Raw genomic sequence first — 17,629 nt, forward strand, 5'->3', positions numbered from 1 at the left:
GCACAAGGCCGCTCCTACAGAGAAACGCAACTCCCTGTAGGAGCGGCCTTGTGCCGCGAAAGGGCCGCAAAGCGGCCCCAGGCAGGTTACTGCTGAACGGCGGCAAACGCCTCAGCCACCTGGCGCAGATTGGCCGGACGCAGCCCGGACATGCACACCCGACCGCTGTCGATCAGATACACGCCGAACTCGTCACGCAGGCGACGCACCTGCTCGACGCTGAAGCCGGTGTAGCTGAACATGCCGCGCTGGCGCAGGAAGAACTGGAAGTCCTGGCCCGGCAGCAGCTCGCCGAGCAGGTCGACCAGGCCTTGGCGCATGTCGAGGATACGCTTGCGCATCACTTCCACTTCCGCCACCCACTGGGCATTGAGCGCGGCATCGCCGAGCACGCCGGCCACCAGCTGGGCGCCGAACGCGGGCGGGCTGGAGTAGTTGCGGCGCACGGTGGCCTTGAGCTGGCCTAGCACGCTGACCGCGGTGGCGGCGTCGTCACAGACCACCGACAGGCCCCCTACCCGCTCGCCGTACAGCGAGAAGATCTTCGAGAACGAATTGCTGACCAGGCACGGCACGCCGGCACGGGCCATTTCGCGGATGGCGTAGGCATCCTCGACCAGGCCTTCGCCGAAGCCCTGGTAGGCGATGTCGAGGAACGGGATCAGTTGGCGAGCCTTGACCACTTCGACCACTTGCTGCCACTGGTGCTGGTCCAGGTCGACGCCGGTGGGGTTGTGGCAGCACGGGTGCAGCAGCACCACGCTGTTGGCCGGCAGGGTCTGCAGGGTGGCCAGCATGCCGGCGAAGTCGACACCACGGCTGGCCGAATCGAAGTACGGGTAGGTATGCACCTTGAAGCCCGCGCCTTCGAAGATCGCCCGGTGGTTGTCCCAGGTCGGGTTGCTGACCCAGACTTCCGAGCCCGGGAAGTAGCGCTTGAGGAAATCGGCGCCGACTTTCAGCGCGCCGGAACCGCCCACGGTCTGCACGGTGGCCACGCGGCCATCGGCCACGGCCGGGTGATCACTGCCGAACAGCAGCGCCTGGATCGCCTGGCGGTAGGCGGCCAGGCCTTCCATCGGCAGGTACAGCGACGCTTCATGGGGCTGGCCGGCCAGGCGCTTCTCGACTTCACCCACCGCCGCCAGCTGCGGCACCACGCCGGCTTCGTCGTAGTACAGGCCGATACTCAGGTTGACCTTGTCGGCGCGCGGGTCGGCCTTGAAGGTTTCCATCAGCGAGAGGATCGGGTCGCCGGCATAGGCATCGACATGTTTGAACACAGCGTGCAGCTCCTTGGAAATCAGGACAGTTCAGAAAAGGCTGCAGCGAGGATACCCGCAGACAGGCGTCAGGAACATCACTGATGTGCAAGGGGCTGGATGCGCCGTTGCACAAGTCGCCCCCTGTAGGAGCGGCCTTGTGTCGCGAAAGGGCTGCGCAGCAGCCCCGGCGATTATTGTTGCGTAGCTGAAAACTGGGGCCGCTTCGCGACCCTTTCGCGACACAAGGCCGCTCCTACACCGATGACGCCGAGTCAGCCAGCCAATTCCTTCAACCCGGCCAACTCCTGCTCGGTCAACGCCACCCCTTCGCGCCCGGCGACTTCACGCTCGCGATAGCGACGCTCACCCGGCATGCGCGACAGCCCCACCGCCTGCATCTGCTCCACCAGTTCACGGCTGCGCTCGGCAAAGCGCTCGCCCTCGGCCTTGCTCGGGTCGATCACGATGATCAGTTGCCCGGTCCACGGCGTCTTCGCCCCCGGGTGCCCCGCCCAGTCGAATTCCCAGGAGAAGTTGCCCCCTGTCAGCGCCGCCGCCAGCAACTCGACCATCATCGACAGCGCCGAACCCTTGTGCCCGCCAAATGGCAGCAACGCACCGCCTTCGAGAATGGCCTTCGGGTCGGTGGTGGGCTGCCCGCCGGCATCCACGCCCATGCCTTCAGGCAGTTGCTGGCCGGCACGGGCGGCGATCTGCACGTCACCGTGGGCCATGGCGCTGGTGGCCATGTCGAACACGATCGGATCGTGCCCGGCGCACGGCGCGGCAAAAGCGATGGGGTTAGTGCCGAACAACGGCTTGCGCGCACCGTGGGGCACCACGCAGGTCATGCTGTTGACCACGCTCAGGGCCACCAGGCCTTCATCGGCGAACGGCTCGACATCCGGCCACAGGGCGGCGAAGTGGTGCGAATTGTGGATCGCCAGCACGGCGATGCCGGCGCTGCGGGCCTTCTCCACCAGCAGCGCGCGCGCCGCCGCCAGGGCTGGCTGGGCAAAACCGCCGCCGGCATCGACCCGCACATAGCCCGACGCCACGTCGGTCACCTGCGGCACGGCCGTGCCATCGACCCAGCCGCTGGCCAGGGTCGAAACGTAACCGGGAATACGGAACACACCATGGCTGTGGGCGCCATCGCGCTGGGCGCTGGCGCAGTTATGGGCCAGCACGGCAGCCACCGCTGCGCTGCAGCCATGGCGTTGGAGGATCGTTTGCAACAGCGCCTGCAGCTCGGCAAAGGGCACGCGCACGGCAGGGCTGGTGGACGGTGCGGACATCTGAAGCTCCTTTCTTGGTATTGGAATGGCTACAGCGCAACGCCCTGACTTTCCCGTGAATGACAGCTATCTGTCAAATATTGACTTGATGACAGAAAACAGCCATTTTCTTCTCCACGCCAGAAATCAGCCGGAGCGCTTCATGAGCCAATCGATCAAGCAACGCCTGGAAAGCAGCCTCGACAGCGCTGCCGCCTCTGGCCGCAAGATCGCCAGCTACATGCTCGCCAACCTGCACGAGCTGCCGTTCCAGACTTCGGCGAGCATCGCCGCCAAGCTCGACGTCAGCGAATCGAGTGTCGGCCGCTTCTGTCGTGCGCTGGGCTACGCCCACCTCAAGGCGCTCAAGCAGGACTTGCAGAACGACCTCGGTGATGGCCCCTGGCTGGTGGGTGATCGCCTGCAGGAGTTTCGCCAGCAACCCGAAGACGGCCGCGAACACGCCGGCAGCCTGGAGCTGGAAATGGCCGCCCTGGTCCGTGTGCACGAATACAGCCGCAGCGAGGCCTGGCGCCAGGTAGCCCGCCGCCTGGCCAATAAACCCCAGGTGTTCATCGCCGGCTTCCAGACCGAACGCGGCATTGCCCTGTGCATGACCCACCTGCTGCAGTACCTGCGCAATGGCGTGCACTGCGTGGATGGCAGCGCCGGCCACTTCGGCGAGGTGCTGCTGGGCAAGCCCGAGGACCTCACCCTGGTGGTGTTCGAAGCCCGCCGCTACTCGCGCCACGCCCTGCAGTTGTGCCAGAAGGCCCGCGCCCTGGGCATCCCGGTGACGCTGGTCACCGACACCTTCTGTGACTGGGCCGATGCCAACGCCGACGAGGTGTTCCGCATCCCCACCGAATTCAATCTGTTCTGGGACTCCACGGCGGCGATGCTGTCGTGGGTGCACCTGATGGTCAACGAGGTCTGCAAGAAGCTCGGGCCGGATGTTGAAAAACGCTTGGAAGCAACTGCCGCTCTACATAACGAGTTCGTCGGCTACACCTCGTGGCCGGCGGGCAAACAACAATAGCAAGAGTGTTGGTACAGAGGTGCGAGATGAAAAGATCCATGGCTGTGGTGGGTGCGTGCGCCCTGCTGCTGGCGGGCGCCGCCAGCGCCGAAACCCTGCGCTTTGCCACCGAAGGCGCCTACCCGCCCTTCAACTATGTCGATGCCGATAACAAGCTGCATGGCTTCGACATCGACATCACCCACGCTCTGTGCGAGCAGATGAAGGTCGAGTGCACCCTGGTGGCACAGGACTGGGAAGGCATCATTCCCGCCCTGATGGCACGCAAGTACGACGCTGTGGTGGCGTCGATGATCGACACCGAAGAACGCCGCAAGAAGATCGCCTTCACCGACCACTACTACCGCACCCCGCTGACCGTGGCCGTGGCCAAGGACAGCAAGATCACCGACGCGCAGACCGACTTCGTCGGCTACACCGTCGGCGCCCAGTCCTCCTCCACCCAGGCGATCTACGCCGAAGACGTGTACGGCAAGGCCGGCGCCGACGTGAAGCTGTACCCGACCATGGACGAAGCCAACGCCGACCTTGCCGCCGGGCGCCTGGACGGGGTGATCGCCGACAAGTTCCCGCTGCACGAGTGGCTGAACAAGAACGGCCAGGACTGCTGCAAGATCCTGGGCGACGTCAAGGACACCAAGGCCGATGCGGCGATTGCCGTGCGCAAGGACGACGAGGCGCTGCGCACCCGGTTGAATGCGGCCCTGGCGGCGATCGTGGCCAATGGCACTTACCAGAAGATCGCCAGCAAGTACTTTGCCTTCGATATCTATAACTGACGCGGCGGCCTGACAGATCCCTGGGACTGCTACGCAGCCCTTTCGCGGCGCAAGGCCGCTCCTACAGAGCAACGCAGTCACTTGTAGGAGTGGCCTTGTGCCGCGAAAGGGGCGCAAAGCGCCCCCAGACCCGCCGACCCCGAGGGCTCAATCCATGCTCGATCAACTGTCTCTACTGTCCTTCGCCAGCGGCGGCTGGGGCCAGGCGCTGCTGGCCGGCGCCCTGGTGACCGTGTCGCTGGCCCTCGCCTGCCTGCCCGTCGGCCTGCCGCTGGGGCTGCTGGTGGCCCTGGCCGCACGTTCGCGCAAACGCCTGCCACGGTCCTGGGCCACCACCTTCTCCACGGTGTTCCGCGGCCTGCCCGAACTGCTCACCCTGCTGATCATCTACTACGGCTGCCAGATCGCCGCGCAGAAGATCCTCGCCGCCCTGGGCTACCCGGGCGAGGTGCTGATCAACACCTTCCTCGCCGCCATGGTCGCCTTCAGCCTGGTGTTCGCCGCGTTTTCCAGCGAAATCTGGCTGATGGCCTTCAAGACCCTGCCCAAGGGCCAGCTGGAAGCCTGCTCGGCCCTGGGCCTGAGCAAGCGCACCGGGTTCTTCAAGGTGGTGCTGCCGCAGCTGACGCGCATCGCCCTGCCGGGGCTTTCGAACAACTGGCTGAGCCTGCTCAAGGACACCTCGCTGGTGTCGACCATCTCGCTGATCGACCTGATGCGCCAGACCAACCTGGCAGTCAGCGTGACCAAGGAGCCGATGTTCTTCTACGGCGTGGCCTGCCTGATCTACCTGCTGTTCTCGGCAGTCTCGGGCCGGGTCTTCGCCTTGCTTGAAAAACGCAGCAACCGCCACCTGCAAGGAGCCCGCACATGAGCCTCGAACAACTGCTGGCCTACGTGCTCGACCCAGACCTGCTGGAGCGCTACGGCCCTCGCTTCGTCGACGGCCTGCTGGTCACCGCCAAGCTGGTGGCCATCTCGTTCACCCTGGGCGCGCTGCTGGGCATGCTGCTGGCCCTGGCGCGGATGTCGCGCAGCCTCGTGCTGCAGCGCCTGGCCGCCGGCTATGTGTACTTCTTCCGCGGCTCGCCACTGCTGGCCCAGCTGTTCCTGCTGTACTACGGGCTGGGCTCGCTCAAAGGTTTCTGGCAGGACGTCGGGCTGTGGTGGTTCTTCCGCGAGGCATGGTACTGCGCCCTGCTCGCCTTCACCTTGAACACGGCGGCCTACCAGGCGGAGATCTTCCGCGCCAGCCTGCTGGCCATCGCCCCGGGGCAGTACGAGGCGGCCAAGGCGCTCAACCTCAAGCGCTCGACCACCTTCTTCAAGGTGATCCTGCCGCAATCGTTGCTGGTGGCCATCGGACCACTGGGCAACGAGCTGATCATGATGATCAAGGCCAGCGCCATTGCCTCGCTGGTGACCATCTTCGACCTGATGGGGGTGACCAAACTGGCCTTCTCGCGCAGCTTCGACTTCCAGATCTACCTGTGGGCGGCGGTGCTCTACCTGCTGATCGTCGAGATCGTCCGGCGCACCCTGAAACACCTGGAGGCCCGCCTGGGCCGCCACCTGAACTGATTGAAGGATACGTTCCATGCATTGCCAAACCATCGTTCTGGGCGCCGGTATCGTCGGCGTCAGCACCGCGCTGCACCTGCAGGCGCGCGGCCGCCAGGTGATCCTCATCGACCGCGACGAGCCGGGCAGCGGCACCAGCCACGGCAACGCCGGGCTGATCGAGCGCTCCAGCGTGATCCCCTATGCCTTCCCCCGGCAGTTCGGCGCGCTGCTGCGCTACGGCCTCAATCGCCAGCCCGACGTGCGCTACAGCCTGCTGCACCTGCCCAAGGCCGCGCCTTGGCTGCTGCGCTACTGGCAGCAATCGGCGCCGGGCCGCGTGGCCGAAGCCGCGGCGGACATGCTGCCGCTGGTGCAACGCTGCGTCGAGGAACACGACGCCCTGATCGAGGCCGCCGGGCTGCAAGGCCTGGTGCAGGCCAAGGGCTGGATCGAGGTATACCGCGACAGCGCGCTGTTCGAGCAGGCCAAGCAGGATGTGCTGGGCCTGGCGCGCTATGGCCTGAAATACGAATTCCTCGACCGTGGGCAACTGCAAGCCCGCGAGCAGGGGCTCGACGGCGGCGTGGTCGGCGGCATCCACTGGCTCGACCCGAAGACCGTGAGCAACCCCGGCGGCCTCACCCGTGGCTATGCCGCCCTGTTCGTCCAGCGTGGCGGCCAGTTCCTGCATGGCGACGCCCGCACCCTGCAACGCAGCGAAGGCGGCTGGCAGGTCGACACCCAGCGCGGCGCGGTCACTGCCGACGAAGTCGTGGCCTGCCTCGGCCCGCAATCCGCAGAGCTCTATGAGCGCCTGGGTTACCACTTCCCGCTGGGGATCAAGCGCGGCTACCACATGCACTACGGCACCCGCGACGGCGCCGAACTACAGCATTCGGTCTGCGACACCCAGGGCGGCTACGTACTGGCGCCGATGGCCCGCGGCGTGCGCCTGACCACTGGCATCGAGTTCGCCGCCAGCGACGCCCCCGGCAACGAGATCCAGCTGCGCCGCTGCGAAGCCCTGGCGCGCAAACTGTTCCCGGCCCTGGGTGAACGCCTGGACGACAAGCCCTGGCTGGGCCGCCGCCCGTGCCTGCCGGACATGCGCCCGGTGATCGGCCCGGCACCTCGGCACCAGGGCCTGTGGTTCAACTTCGGCCACGCCCACCACGGCCTCACCCTGGGCCCGGTCAGCGGCCGCCTGCTGGCCGAGCTGATGACCGGCGAACGCCCTTTCACCGACCCTGCGCCCTATAGCGCCGCACGCTTCGACTGAACCCTGAGCGGGAGAACAATAACGATGTCCGCACCTTCCAGTCTTGCCAGCCTTGCCACTCCACAACCCACGCCCGACCTGCGCCCGGAGCTGATCCGCATCGAGGGATTGAACAAGCACTACGGCGCGTTTCACGTGCTGCACGATATCGACCTGTCGGTGCGCGAAGGCGAGCGCATCGTGCTGTGCGGCCCGTCGGGCTCGGGTAAATCGACGCTGATACGCTGCATCAACCGCCTGGAGATCGCCCAGCAGGGCAGTATCCAGGTGGCCGGCATCGACGTGGCCGGCACCGACCGCAAAGCCACCCAGATACGCAGCGAAATCGGCATGGTGTTCCAGCACTTCAACCTGTTCCCGCACATGAGCGTGCTCGACAACTGCCTGCTGGCGCCCACCAGCGTGCGCGGCCTGTCGCGCAAGGACGCCGAGGAACGGGCACGCATGTACCTGGCCAAGGTCGGCATCGAGAATCAGGCGCACAAGTATCCCAGCCAGCTCTCCGGCGGCCAGCAACAGCGCGTGGCCATCGCCCGGGCGCTGTGCATGAAGCCGCGGATCATGCTGTTCGACGAACCCACCTCGGCGCTCGACCCGGAGATGGTCGCCGAGGTGCTGGACGTGCTGGTGCAGTTGGCCGGCACCGGCATGACCATGCTCTGCGTCACCCACGAAATGGGCTTCGCCCGCCAGGTGGCCGAGCGCGTGCTGTTCCTTGAAGGCGGGCAGATCATCGAGGACAGCCCGCCCGAGCTGTTCTTCGGCCAGCCACGCACGGCCCGGGCGCAGGCGTTCCTCAAGCAGATCCTGCACTGAGCCCGTTGGCGCGGGGCAAGCCCGCGCCGCTTACTGGCCGGCCGACGTGAGCTGTTTGAGGCGCTCGCTGGCCGGCGCCGGGCGCCCGTACAGGTAGCCCTGGAAGTGCGAGCAACCTTCGGCCATCAGCCGCTGCATCTGTTCCTCCGACTCCACCCCTTCGGCCGTGGTCTTGATCATCAGGCTGTTGGACAGCTCGGTGATGGCGCGGATGATCGACATCGCCTCGCGGCTGTCGCACATGTCGTGGACGAACGACTTGTCGATCTTGATCCGGTCGAACGGGAACGAGCGCAGGTAACCCAGCGACGAGTAGCCGGTGCCGAAGTCGTCGAGGGAGATCGACACCCCCAGGTCCTTCAGTGCCCTTAAGGTGCGCACGTTTTCCTCGCTGTTGCCCAGCAGCACCGACTCGGTAATCTCCAGCTCCAGGCGCGTGGCCGGCAGCCCCGAGTCGGCCAGGGCCAGGGCCACGGTGTGGACCAGGTTGGCATTCTTGAACTGCACCGGCGAGAGGTTGACCGAAACCGTCTGCTCGGTGCCCCAGCTTGCCGCTTCCTGGCAGGCCAGGTTGAGCGCGCGAACACCGAGTTCGTGGATCAACCCGGTCTCTTCGGCAATCGGAATGAAGTCCATGGGCATGATCATGCCACGCACCGGGTGCTCCCAGCGCAGCAGCGCCTCGTAGCCGGTGACGCTGTTGCTCTGCTGGTCGACCACGGCCTGGTAGTGCAGTTGCAGCTGGCCCAGGTGCAGGGCCGTGCGCAGGTCGGTTTCCACCAGGCGGCGCTGGCGGGCAGCCACGTCCAGCTCGACATGGAAGCTCTCGAAACGGTTGCGGCCGTTGCGCTTGGCTTCGTACAGGGCCATGTCGGCGTAACCGAGCAGTTGTTCGGCGTTGTCGTGATCGTCGGGCGCGATCGCCACACCGATGCTCACCCCCACGCTGAACTGGTGGCCCTCGATATGGAACGGCGGGCTGATTGCATCGATCAGGCGCTGCGCGGTGTTGCGCGCGGCCTCGCGGTTATCCAGGCCGACCAGCACCACGGCAAACTCGTCACCGCCGAGGCGCGCCAGGGTGTCGTGCTCGCGCAGCTCGCGGCGCAGGCGCTTGCCGAGGGCGCGCAGCAACTTGTCGCCGAAGGCGTGGCCAAGGGTGTCGTTGATGTTCTTGAAGTTGTCCAGGTCCAGGCACAGGGTGGCGGTCAGCTTGCCGCTGTCCTCGCCGCGCACCAGGGCCTGCTTGAGCCGTTCATGGAACAGCGTGCGGTTGGGCAGCCCGGTCAGCGCGTCATGGTGGGCCATGTGGTGAATCTGGGCGTGGGCGGCCAGTTCCTCGGTGGCATCCTCGGCCACGTACAACACGTAGTCGCCCTGCCCGGCGCGGCCCTCGCAGCGCAGCGTGCGGCTGCGCAGGGTACGCGGGCCGCTGGCGGTGTCGACGCGGGTTTCGGCGACATAGCCCTTGCTGCTGCGCGCGCCGCGGGCCAGTTGCTGCTCCAGGTATTGCGCCGCCTCCGGGGCCAGGCCCTGCCCGGGCAACTGGCCGGCCAGGCTGACGCCCTGGCCACCGAACAGGCGCTCGGCCTGGGGGTTGGCCAGCAGGATCTGCTCGCTTGCCAGGTCCTGCACGATGACACTGGCCGGGATATTGCCGATCACCGAGTCGAGGAACTGCGACAGGGTGGTCATCTCCTGGCTGTATTGCTCGGCCAGTTCCTTGGCCTTGAGCAGTTCCAGCTCCTGCTGGCGGCGCTCGGACATATCGCGGGTGATCTTGGCAAAGCCAATCAGCTGGCCGCTGCCTTCGTCGAGGATCGGCTCGATCACCACGCTGGTCCAGAAGTGCGAACCGTCCTTGCGCTGGCGCAGGCCGTCTGCCTGGAAGCGCCCGGCTTCCAGGGCGGTTGCCAGGCTCAGGGCCGGCAGGCCGGCATCGCGGTCGGCGTCGGTGTAGAACACCGAGAAATGCTGGCCAACGATTTCCTCGGCATGGTAGCCCTTGGCCCGCTGCGCCCCCGGATTCCAACTGGCGACGACACCCTCGGGGGTCAGCAGGTAGATGGCGTAGTCGACCACGCTCTGGATCAACAGGCGGGACAGGGTCTCTGGGCTTGCAGCTAGCGGCATGGGATTTACCTGAGCAAGGAAGCTTCCGGACTTCGCGTCAGACCAGTCCGAAAATACGAATTACTGGCATTATGCCGCCAGACGAACGGTTTTTGTGAAGTGCGTCACAAAAAAATCGCGCGCATTCAATGGCGGTACGGTGTGACCAGAAAATTGCGCAACTGCGGTTCGTCGTCCAACGCGATCTCGCGTACCGGGCGCGGCAGGTCGGCCAGCACGGCCTGGCAGAAGCTCATGGCCGGGGCATCCCCGGCATAGCACCGCAGCAGCCAGTCGACCCGGCCGTCGCTCAGCAACTGCAGGGCCACGGCGCGGCCTACGCCCTGGCGCCGATAGCGCTTGAGGATGAACAGGTCGGCCAGCTCCAGTGCATCGATGCCCGGCAGTTCGCTGCGCTCGACCAGCACGAAACCGGCGATGAAGCCATCCACCAGCACCAGGTGGGCGGCCCAGCCGGGGGACTGCCAGTAGCGCTCGAAGTGCGGCTCGTGGAGGTAGAAGCGCCCGTCCACCTCGACATCCTCCTGCTCCCAATCGGACGATTCGTAGGCATAGAACTGGTAGAGGTTGCGTACCAGATCGGCCTGCTCGGGGCCGCTCTGCAGCAGTTCGATGGGGGTGGGCATCAAGGGCGCTCTGGCAGTGAGGAAGCGCGATTCTAGCGCCAAGCTGGCAACTGCGCATCGATGGCCTTGCACGGTCATTGTAGGAGCGGCCTTGTGCCGCGAAAGGGGCGCGAAGCGGCCCCAGGCTCTGTGTATGTCACACAATAGCCGGGGCTGCTGCGCAGCCCTATCGCGGCACAAGGCCGCTCCTACAGAGATCGCACAACGCCCCTAGATCAGCGCCGCCACCGCATCGATTTCCACCAGCATGCCGTCCAGCGCCAGCCGCGGTACCGGGATCAAGGTGCAGGTCGGGGTCATGTTGCCATCCCAGGCGCGGGTCGCTGCGGCCACCCATTGCTGCAACCGGGTTTCGCTGTGGTCCACCACCAGTAGGGTGAGTTTGAACACGTCCTGCAGGCTGGCACCTTTGGAGGCCAGGGCGATCTTCAGGTTGATCAGCGCCTGACGCACCTGCGCGTCGAACTGTGGCGACAGCGCGCCATCCAGGCCCTCGCCGCCCTGCCCGGCCACGTACAGCAGGCGACTGCCGGCGCGTACTTCGGCGACATGGGAATACGCGTTGGCGCTGGGGTCGTAGAGGCCTTCGGGGTTGGACAGGGTAAAAGCGTTTGGTTGGGGCATGGGCACGCTCCATCGTGGGAAGAGCGGGCGAGTATCAGACCTCAGGTTTGGTTGAGGTCAAGTAGAGGCGCGACTCTGTCTATGGCGCAGTGAAGGCTGCGAGGTGTCCGGCGGAGGTTTTGCAGCGCCTATGAGATCGAGCGCCGCCCGCGCGGCGCATCGCTGGCAAGCCAGCTCCCACATTTGTTTCGGGCCAATTATGCCTGTGAGGGTACCGCTGCCCGCCTTGGTGCATGTCTAAAGTCAGGCGCAGGGCCTTCAGCGCCCACTTCGAAATCGAGTCGGGCCAACAAGGCGTACAGCGATGTAGTCACAGGAGTGACTGGCCCGAAACAGATGTGGGAGCTGGCTTGCCAGCGATGCGCCGCGCGGGCGGCGCTCGATCTGATAGACACTGCAAACTTGTCGCCCTACACCTGGCTGCCCACCCACCATTCCATGACATACACCCAGCGCCCGCCCCCAGTTGTCTTTACCCGCCACACCCCGCACACTCACTGCCGCCAGCCAGGAAGCGGAGTCCGCAGTGCCCACGCCACGCCAGTTCAGCAAGAAAACCAGCACCAGCAACATGCTGCGGCTCAAGACCAGCGACGGCAGCGCCCAGCGGCCTTACCGGGTCGACTTTGTCCTGCTTGAACATTTCTCCATGGCCAGCTTCACCGTGGCCATGGACGTGCTGGTCACCGCCAACCTGCTGCGCGCCGACAGTTTTGCCTTCACCCCCTTGTCGATGGGCGGCGGTGACCGGGTGCTCAGCGATCTGGGCCTGGAGCTGGTAGCCAGCCCGCTGGAACCGACCGACCTGCACGACCTCGACCTGCTGGTGATCTGCGGCGGCCTGCGTACCCCGCTCAAATACCCGAGCCTTGATCGCCTGCTCGGCGACTGCGCCGCCCACGGCATGACCCTGGGCGGGCTGTGGAACGGCGCCTGGTTCCTCGGCCGCGCCGGGGTGCTCGACGACTACGGTTGCAGTGTTCACCCCGAGCAGCGCGCCAGCCTCAGCGAATGCAGCCCGCAAACCCGCATCACCCCGGCCAGCTTCACCCTCGACCGTGACCGCCTCAGCGCCGCCAGCCCCAACGGCGCCATGGAGCTGATGCTCGGCCTGGTCCGCCGGCTGTACGGCGATGCCCTGGCCGAGGGCGTGGAAGAGATCCTGTCGTTCTCCGGGGCGCGCTATCGCCAGGTCGGCCCGGGGGCGAAAAAGTCCATGAGCCTGCACCTGCGCACCATCGTCGAGCTGATGGAAAACAACCTCGAGGAAACCCTGAGCCTCGACCAACTGGCTGCCTACTCCGGGCGCTCGCGGCGGCAGATCGACCGGTTGTTCCAGGCCCAGCTCGGCACCTCGCCACGGCGCTACTACATGGAGCTGCGCATCACCAAGAGCCGGCGCCTGCTGCAATATTCCGACCTTTCGGTGATGGAAGTGGCGGTGGCTTGCGGGTTTGTCTCGGTGTCGCACTTCAGCAAGTGCTATGCGGCGTACTTTGGCTACCCGCCGTCACGCGAGCAGCGCCTGGGCGAGTAATCGGCTACCCCCGCTCATCGAGCAGCTGCCTTATGACCTGCTCCTGCCCGTCGTAATCGCCTTCGCCGAAATGCACATGCCGCACCTGCCCCTTGCGATCGACAAAGTAGTGCGCGGGCCAGAACTGGTTTCCCCAGGCATTCCAGATCCGATAGTCGTTGTCCACCGCCACCGGATAGCCGATACCCAACCGTTTGACTTGCTCACGCAGGCTGGCGACTTCGTGCTCGTAGTCGTACTCCGGCGTGTGCACCCCGACCACCACCAGCCCTTGGTCGGCATAGCGTCGCGCCCAGTTGTTGACATGGGGCAGGCTGCGCCGGCAGTTGATGCAGTCGTAGGTCCAGAAATCCACCAGCACCACCTTGCCCTTGAGCTGTTGCCCCTCCAGCGGTGGTGAGTTCAGCCACTGCTCGGCGCCGGCCAGCGACGGCATCGGGCCGTAGTTGTCGCGTGCCAGCAGGTGGCCGGCCAGCCCCAGCCCGACCAGGGCCAGGGCCACGCCGCCGGCCTTGAGCAGGCGACGTTTGCTCCCTTTACCGCGCGGATCAGTTGTCATGGCAGCTGCTGGTGGCATAGGTGCGGTACTCGACGCTTTGCGGCTTGCCGTGGGAATCGAGGTAGTCCATGCGGGTGTTGACCAGGCCACAGCCAGTGCGCTGGTCATCTTTTACCGACAGGACTTTCTTGATGTCCAGATGGTCCCCGTAGCGATACTGCATCACGCTGCTGTCGTTCATCGAGGTGCTGCTGGCCTGGGCGGTGATGGCACCCAGGCCAAGGATGGCGAACAGGGCAGCGCTGGTAAATGTCTTGAAGGTCATGGCATCTCTCCTGGTGCAGCTTCTTGGGTGGGGAGGAGTTGCTCCCCGGTCGAGAGCCATTTCAGCGCTGCCAGGTATCGCGCTTGTGTCCTCCGAGGCACCGAAGTGCCTGCGCCTGTATCTGCAGCCGCGCCAGATACACTGCAATACAAACCGCCGCAGGCAAGGCCGAACGTGCTCTGTACACTGCGCCCACACCCAAGACAAGGACACTCCCGATGGAACACGTCGATCACATCCTGGTCGTTGACGACGACCGCGAGATCCGCGAACTGGTCGGCAACTACCTGAAGAAGAACGGCCTGCGCACCAGTATCGTCGCCGATGGCCGGCAGATGCGCGCCTTCCTGGAGAACAACGCCGTCGACCTGATCGTTCTCGACATCATGATGCCCGGGGACGACGGCCTGCTGCTGTGCCGCGAGCTGCGCGCCGGCAAGCACCGCAATACGCCGGTGCTGATGCTGACCGCGCGCAACGACGAAACCGACCGCATCATCGGCCTGGAAATGGGCGCCGACGACTACCTGACCAAGCCCTTCTCCGCCCGCGAGTTGCTGGCGCGGATCAACGCCGTGCTGCGCCGCACGCGCATGCTGCCGCCCAACCTGACCATCAGCGAAAGCAGCCGGCTGATCGCCTTCGGCCCCTGGCGCCTGGACACCACCTCGCGTCACCTGCTGGACGCCGAAGGGACGCTGGTGGCGCTGTCCGGCGCCGAATACCGGCTGCTGCGGGTATTTCTCGACCACCCGCAGCGGGTGCTCAGCCGCGAACAACTGCTCAACCTCACCCAAGGCCGCGAGGCCGACATCTTCGACCGCTCCATCGACCTGCTGGTCAGCCGCCTGCGCCAGCGCCTGGGCGACGACGCCCGCGAGCCTACCTGCATCAAGACCGTGCGCAGCGAGGGCTATGTGTTCTCGCTGCCGGTGCAACTGCTGGAGTCGCCTGCATGAAATGGCCGCGCACCCTCGCCTCGCGCCTGGCGCTGATCTTCTTCACCGGACTGGTGCTGGCCTACGGCCTGTCGTTCAGCCTGCAGGCGTATGAACGCTACGTCAGCAGCCGCTCGATGATGCTCAGCAACCTGGAGCTGGACGTGTCCACCTCGGTGGCCATCCTCGACCGCCTGCCCGCCGCCGAGCGCCCGGCCTGGCTGCCGCGCCTGGAGCGGCGCACCTACCGCTACCGCCTCGACGGCGGGCTGCCCGGCGAGGCCATGCCCAGTGCCGAAGCACCCATGGCCGCCGAGTCGATCGTCAAGGCCATCGGTGATCGCTATCAGTTGACCTTCCTCGAGATACCCGGCCCCAACGCGCACTTCCAGGCCCACCTGCGCCTGGCCGACGGCGCGCCCTTGACCATCGACGTGACCCCGGCGCCGGTGCCGGTGGCCACCTGGCTGCCGGTGGTGCTGCTGATCCAGCTGCTGGTGCTGCTGCTCTGCACCTGGCTGGCCGTACGCCTGGCCATCGGCCCGCTGACCCGCCTGGTGCAGGCGGTGGACAACCTCGACCCGAACCACCCCGGCCCGCTGCTGGACGAAAGCGGCCCGCGCGAGGTGCGCTACGCCGCCGTCGCCTTCAATGCCCTGCAGGCGCGTATCGCGGCCTACCTCAAGGAACGCATGCAACTGCTTGCGGCGATCTCCCACGACCTGCAAACGCCGATCACCCGCATGAAACTGCGGGTCGAGCAGATGGACGACGGGCTGGAAAAGGACAAGCTGTGGCACGACCTCGATGCCATGGAGCATCTGGTGCGCGAAGGCGTGGCCTACGCCCGCAGCATGGACAGCGGCACAGAGGCACCGTGCAAGGTCAACCTGGATGCCTTCCTCGACAGCCTGGTGTTCGACTACCAGGACAGCGGTGCCCGGGTTGAGCGCCGTGGCAGCACCCAGGCTACCCTGCAGGCACGCCCCCACGCCCTGCGTCGGGTGCTGGTCAACCTGGTGGACAACGCCCTGAAGTTTGCCGGCGCCGCCCAGCTTGAAGTCGGCCATGAGGGCGGCGTGACGCTGATCCGTGTACTCGACGACGGCCCGGGCATTCCTGAAGCGGAGCTCGATGAAGTGCTCAAGCCGTTCTACCGAGTCGAGGGGTCGCGCAATCGCAGTACCGGCGGCACCGGACTCGGCCTGGCCATCGCCCATCAGCTGACCCAGGCCATGGGCGGCAGCCTTACCTTGCGCAACCGCGCAGAAGGCGGGCTGTGCGCACAGATCGAGCTGCGCTGAGCGGTTCGCCCGGCCTCGGCGAGCAACGCTGTCGTGTTGGTCCCACCCCGACTGCATCGCCCCTGTAGGAGCGGCCTTGTGCCGCGAAAGGGCCGCAACGCGGCCCCAGGATTTCAGCGTGAAAACTGAAATCGCCGGGGCTGCTTGCAGCCCTTTCGCGGCACAAGGCCGCTCCTACACTGAGCGTGCAGCCCGTTTTTGTCGGAGATTGCCGGCGATGAGGCAATAAAGGCACACGCAACCTACAAACCGATACACAACCCCCAATCCGCCGACACACTGCAGATACCCCACCCGCACACACTCCCGGCCACGACAGAGCGACGGCACCCCGCCGTCGTCGCACACCCGGGAATCCCATCGATGAAAGCCTTGCCCTCCGGCTGGAAGCTATTTGCCGCCCTCGCCGCCCTGACCCTGCTGATGACCGCCGCCGTGCTCGCCGCCTACCCGTCGGGCGCCGAAGGCCTGCGCAGCGCTATCCGCGCTACCGCACGCAGCTCGTTCGCGCTGTTCCTGCTGGCCTTCCTCGCCTCGTCACTGGTGACCCTGCTGCCCGGTGCGGCAAGCCGCCAGCTGATGCGTGAAAGACGCTACCTGGGCCTGGCCTTCGCGTTTTCACACACAGTTCACGGGGCGCTCATCTACCTCTATGCCCAACGCTTCCCTGAACTGTTCTGGGCCGGGCGCACGGCGCTGGCCAACCTGCCGGGCTCGCTGGGTTATCTGTTCATCCTGTTGCTGTGCGTCACCTCGTTCAAAACGCCCGCTCGCCTGCTCGGCCAGCGCCTGTGGAAGGGCCTGCACAGCACGGGGACCTGGGTGCTGGCAGCGGTGTTCTGCCTGTCGTTCTACAAGCGCATTCCCCTCGGTGGCGGGTACCCGCTGGCATTCGCCCTGATGTTCGCCGCCATCATCCTCAAGCTCATCGCCAAGGCAGCCCTGCCACTGCGCCGCCCGGCCACGTCCCACTGATCCCAAGGAGTCCTGCCATGTTGACGCACACCCTGACCCGCCCGTTCACCGCCCTCGACCGCATCGGCAGCTGGGGCGCCGACGTGCCGCTTCGGCTATTCCTGGCTTGGGAGTTCTTCGAATCGGGGCTGGAAAAATTCAACGGCGCCAACTGGTTCGCCGACTTGCAAGGGAGCTTCCCCTTCCCCTTCGACCTGCTGCCGGCGAGCCTGAACTGGCAATTGTCGATGTGGGCCGAGTTGCTCTGCCCGCTGCTACTGCTGTTGGGCCTGGGCACGCGACTGGCCAGCGCGGTGCTGGCGGTGGTGACGCTGGTGGCGATTGCTGCCGTGCATTGGCCGGCCGAGTGGTCAAGCCTTGCCGAGCTGGCCCAGGGCTATGCGATCAGCGACCAGGGGTATGGCAACTTCAAGCTGCCGCTGATCTACCTGGTGGCGCTGCTGCCGTTGCTGCTCAAAGGTTCGGGGCGTCTGAGCCTGGACCACTGGCTGTGGCGTCGGGCCTGAACCCACAAAAAAGGGCCCACGCTCGGTGAGCGTGGGCCCTGATGCCGGTCAGTCAAGCCAATTGGGGCCGCTTTGCGGCCCTTCGCGGGTAAACCCGCTCCCACAGGATTGCGCAAAGCCTCAAGCTGGCGCGAAACCTGTGGG

The 17,629-nt window shown here is 65.9% G+C and carries 18 protein-coding genes; 11 read left to right on the top strand and 7 right to left on the bottom strand.

The annotated features are described in order from the left end of the window. Nucleotides 1-86: 86 nt before the first annotated feature. Nucleotides 87-1,283, bottom strand: coding sequence for an amino acid aminotransferase (locus ABE459_RS23410; RefSeq protein ID WP_323833439.1), 1,197 nt, complete (start codon nucleotides 1,281-1,283; stop codon nucleotides 87-89). A 254-nt stretch (nucleotides 1,284-1,537) separates the two neighbouring features. Next, nucleotides 1,538-2,563 (bottom strand): Ldh family oxidoreductase, encoded by a 1,026-nt coding sequence (locus tag ABE459_RS23415; protein ID WP_258704384.1) that lies wholly within the window; start codon nucleotides 2,561-2,563, stop codon nucleotides 1,538-1,540. A gap of 142 nt (nucleotides 2,564-2,705) precedes the next feature. Between ABE459_RS23415 and ABE459_RS23420 the strand changes: the two genes are divergently transcribed. The 6 genes from ABE459_RS23420 to ABE459_RS23445 all read left to right on the top strand — a co-directional run bounded on the left by ABE459_RS23420 (nucleotide 2,706) and on the right by ABE459_RS23445 (nucleotide 8,018). Continuing rightward, a complete protein-coding gene (locus ABE459_RS23420; RefSeq protein ID WP_125464242.1) occupies nucleotides 2,706-3,581 on the top strand; it encodes a MurR/RpiR family transcriptional regulator in 876 nt (291 codons plus the stop codon). Nucleotides 3,582-3,607: 26 nt separating this feature from the next. Then, nucleotides 3,608-4,360 (top strand): transporter substrate-binding domain-containing protein, encoded by a 753-nt coding sequence (locus ABE459_RS23425; protein WP_125464243.1) that lies wholly within the window; start codon nucleotides 3,608-3,610, stop codon nucleotides 4,358-4,360. 154 nt (nucleotides 4,361-4,514) lie between these two features. Next, entirely contained in the window at nucleotides 4,515-5,234 is a 720-nt protein-coding gene (locus ABE459_RS23430) for an ABC transporter permease subunit (RefSeq protein ID WP_323833437.1), read from the top strand. Continuing rightward, nucleotides 5,231-5,941, top strand: a complete 711-nt coding sequence (locus ABE459_RS23435) for an ABC transporter permease subunit (RefSeq protein ID WP_323833435.1) — start codon at nucleotides 5,231-5,233, stop codon at nucleotides 5,939-5,941. Before ABE459_RS23430 ends, ABE459_RS23435 begins: the two co-directional genes overlap by 4 nt. A gap of 16 nt (nucleotides 5,942-5,957) precedes the next feature. Next, nucleotides 5,958-7,202 carry an FAD-binding oxidoreductase gene (locus tag ABE459_RS23440; RefSeq protein WP_125464246.1) on the top strand — a complete coding sequence of 415 codons (1,245 nt, stop codon included), beginning with the start codon at nucleotides 5,958-5,960 and terminating at the stop codon, nucleotides 7,200-7,202. Nucleotides 7,203-7,226: 24 nt separating this feature from the next. Next, entirely contained in the window at nucleotides 7,227-8,018 is a 792-nt protein-coding gene (locus ABE459_RS23445) for an amino acid ABC transporter ATP-binding protein (RefSeq protein WP_309474893.1), read from the top strand. 30 nt (nucleotides 8,019-8,048) lie between these two features. Here the strand turns inward: ABE459_RS23445 and ABE459_RS23450 are convergent, their stop codons facing one another. The 3 genes from ABE459_RS23450 to ABE459_RS23460 all read right to left on the bottom strand — a co-directional run bounded on the left by ABE459_RS23450 (nucleotide 8,049) and on the right by ABE459_RS23460 (nucleotide 11,401). Then, nucleotides 8,049-10,151 (bottom strand): EAL domain-containing protein, encoded by a 2,103-nt coding sequence (locus tag ABE459_RS23450; protein WP_323833433.1) that lies wholly within the window; start codon nucleotides 10,149-10,151, stop codon nucleotides 8,049-8,051. Between the two features lie 125 nt (nucleotides 10,152-10,276). Continuing rightward, the gene (locus ABE459_RS23455) at nucleotides 10,277-10,777 is read right to left on the bottom strand and encodes a GNAT family N-acetyltransferase (RefSeq protein WP_323833431.1); all 501 of its coding nucleotides are present in this window, start codon (nucleotides 10,775-10,777) and stop codon (nucleotides 10,277-10,279) included. Between the two features lie 210 nt (nucleotides 10,778-10,987). Beyond that, the gene (locus ABE459_RS23460) at nucleotides 10,988-11,401 is read right to left on the bottom strand and encodes a RidA family protein (protein WP_323833429.1); all 414 of its coding nucleotides are present in this window, start codon (nucleotides 11,399-11,401) and stop codon (nucleotides 10,988-10,990) included. Nucleotides 11,402-11,927: 526 nt separating this feature from the next. Between ABE459_RS23460 and ABE459_RS23465 the strand changes: the two genes are divergently transcribed. Beyond that, nucleotides 11,928-12,938 (top strand): GlxA family transcriptional regulator, encoded by a 1,011-nt coding sequence (locus ABE459_RS23465; protein ID WP_125464251.1) that lies wholly within the window; start codon nucleotides 11,928-11,930, stop codon nucleotides 12,936-12,938. A gap of 4 nt (nucleotides 12,939-12,942) precedes the next feature. Here the strand turns inward: ABE459_RS23465 and ABE459_RS23470 are convergent, their stop codons facing one another. Together ABE459_RS23470 and ABE459_RS23475 are read right to left on the bottom strand one after the other, a co-directional pair. Continuing rightward, nucleotides 12,943-13,458, bottom strand: coding sequence for a thioredoxin family protein (locus ABE459_RS23470; RefSeq protein WP_323833640.1), 516 nt, complete (start codon nucleotides 13,456-13,458; stop codon nucleotides 12,943-12,945). A gap of 28 nt (nucleotides 13,459-13,486) precedes the next feature. Beyond that, nucleotides 13,487-13,762, bottom strand: coding sequence for a DUF2790 domain-containing protein (locus ABE459_RS23475; protein ID WP_125464252.1), 276 nt, complete (start codon nucleotides 13,760-13,762; stop codon nucleotides 13,487-13,489). 218 nt (nucleotides 13,763-13,980) lie between these two features. Here ABE459_RS23475 and ABE459_RS23480 point away from each other — a divergent pair, with 218 nt between their 5' ends. The 4 genes from ABE459_RS23480 to ABE459_RS23495 all read left to right on the top strand — a co-directional run bounded on the left by ABE459_RS23480 (nucleotide 13,981) and on the right by ABE459_RS23495 (nucleotide 17,485). Next, the gene (locus ABE459_RS23480) at nucleotides 13,981-14,721 is read left to right on the top strand and encodes a response regulator (RefSeq protein ID WP_110994426.1); all 741 of its coding nucleotides are present in this window, start codon (nucleotides 13,981-13,983) and stop codon (nucleotides 14,719-14,721) included. Continuing rightward, nucleotides 14,718-16,004 (top strand): HAMP domain-containing sensor histidine kinase, encoded by a 1,287-nt coding sequence (locus ABE459_RS23485; RefSeq protein WP_125464253.1) that lies wholly within the window; start codon nucleotides 14,718-14,720, stop codon nucleotides 16,002-16,004. Before ABE459_RS23480 ends, ABE459_RS23485 begins: the two co-directional genes overlap by 4 nt. A gap of 363 nt (nucleotides 16,005-16,367) precedes the next feature. Then, nucleotides 16,368-16,979: a ferric reductase-like transmembrane domain-containing protein gene (locus ABE459_RS23490; protein ID WP_323833636.1), complete on the top strand. Its 612-nt coding sequence runs from the start codon at nucleotides 16,368-16,370 to the stop codon at nucleotides 16,977-16,979. 17 nt (nucleotides 16,980-16,996) lie between these two features. Further along, complete coding sequence (locus tag ABE459_RS23495; RefSeq protein ID WP_323833634.1) at nucleotides 16,997-17,485, top strand: DoxX family protein; 489 nt, start codon at nucleotides 16,997-16,999, stop codon at nucleotides 17,483-17,485. The last annotated feature ends 144 nt before the right edge of the window (nucleotides 17,486-17,629 follow it).

The sequence above is a fragment of the Pseudomonas sp. TWI923 genome, from assembly GCF_039673365.1.
GTDB lineage: Bacteria > Pseudomonadota > Gammaproteobacteria > Pseudomonadales > Pseudomonadaceae > Aquipseudomonas > Aquipseudomonas sichuanensis.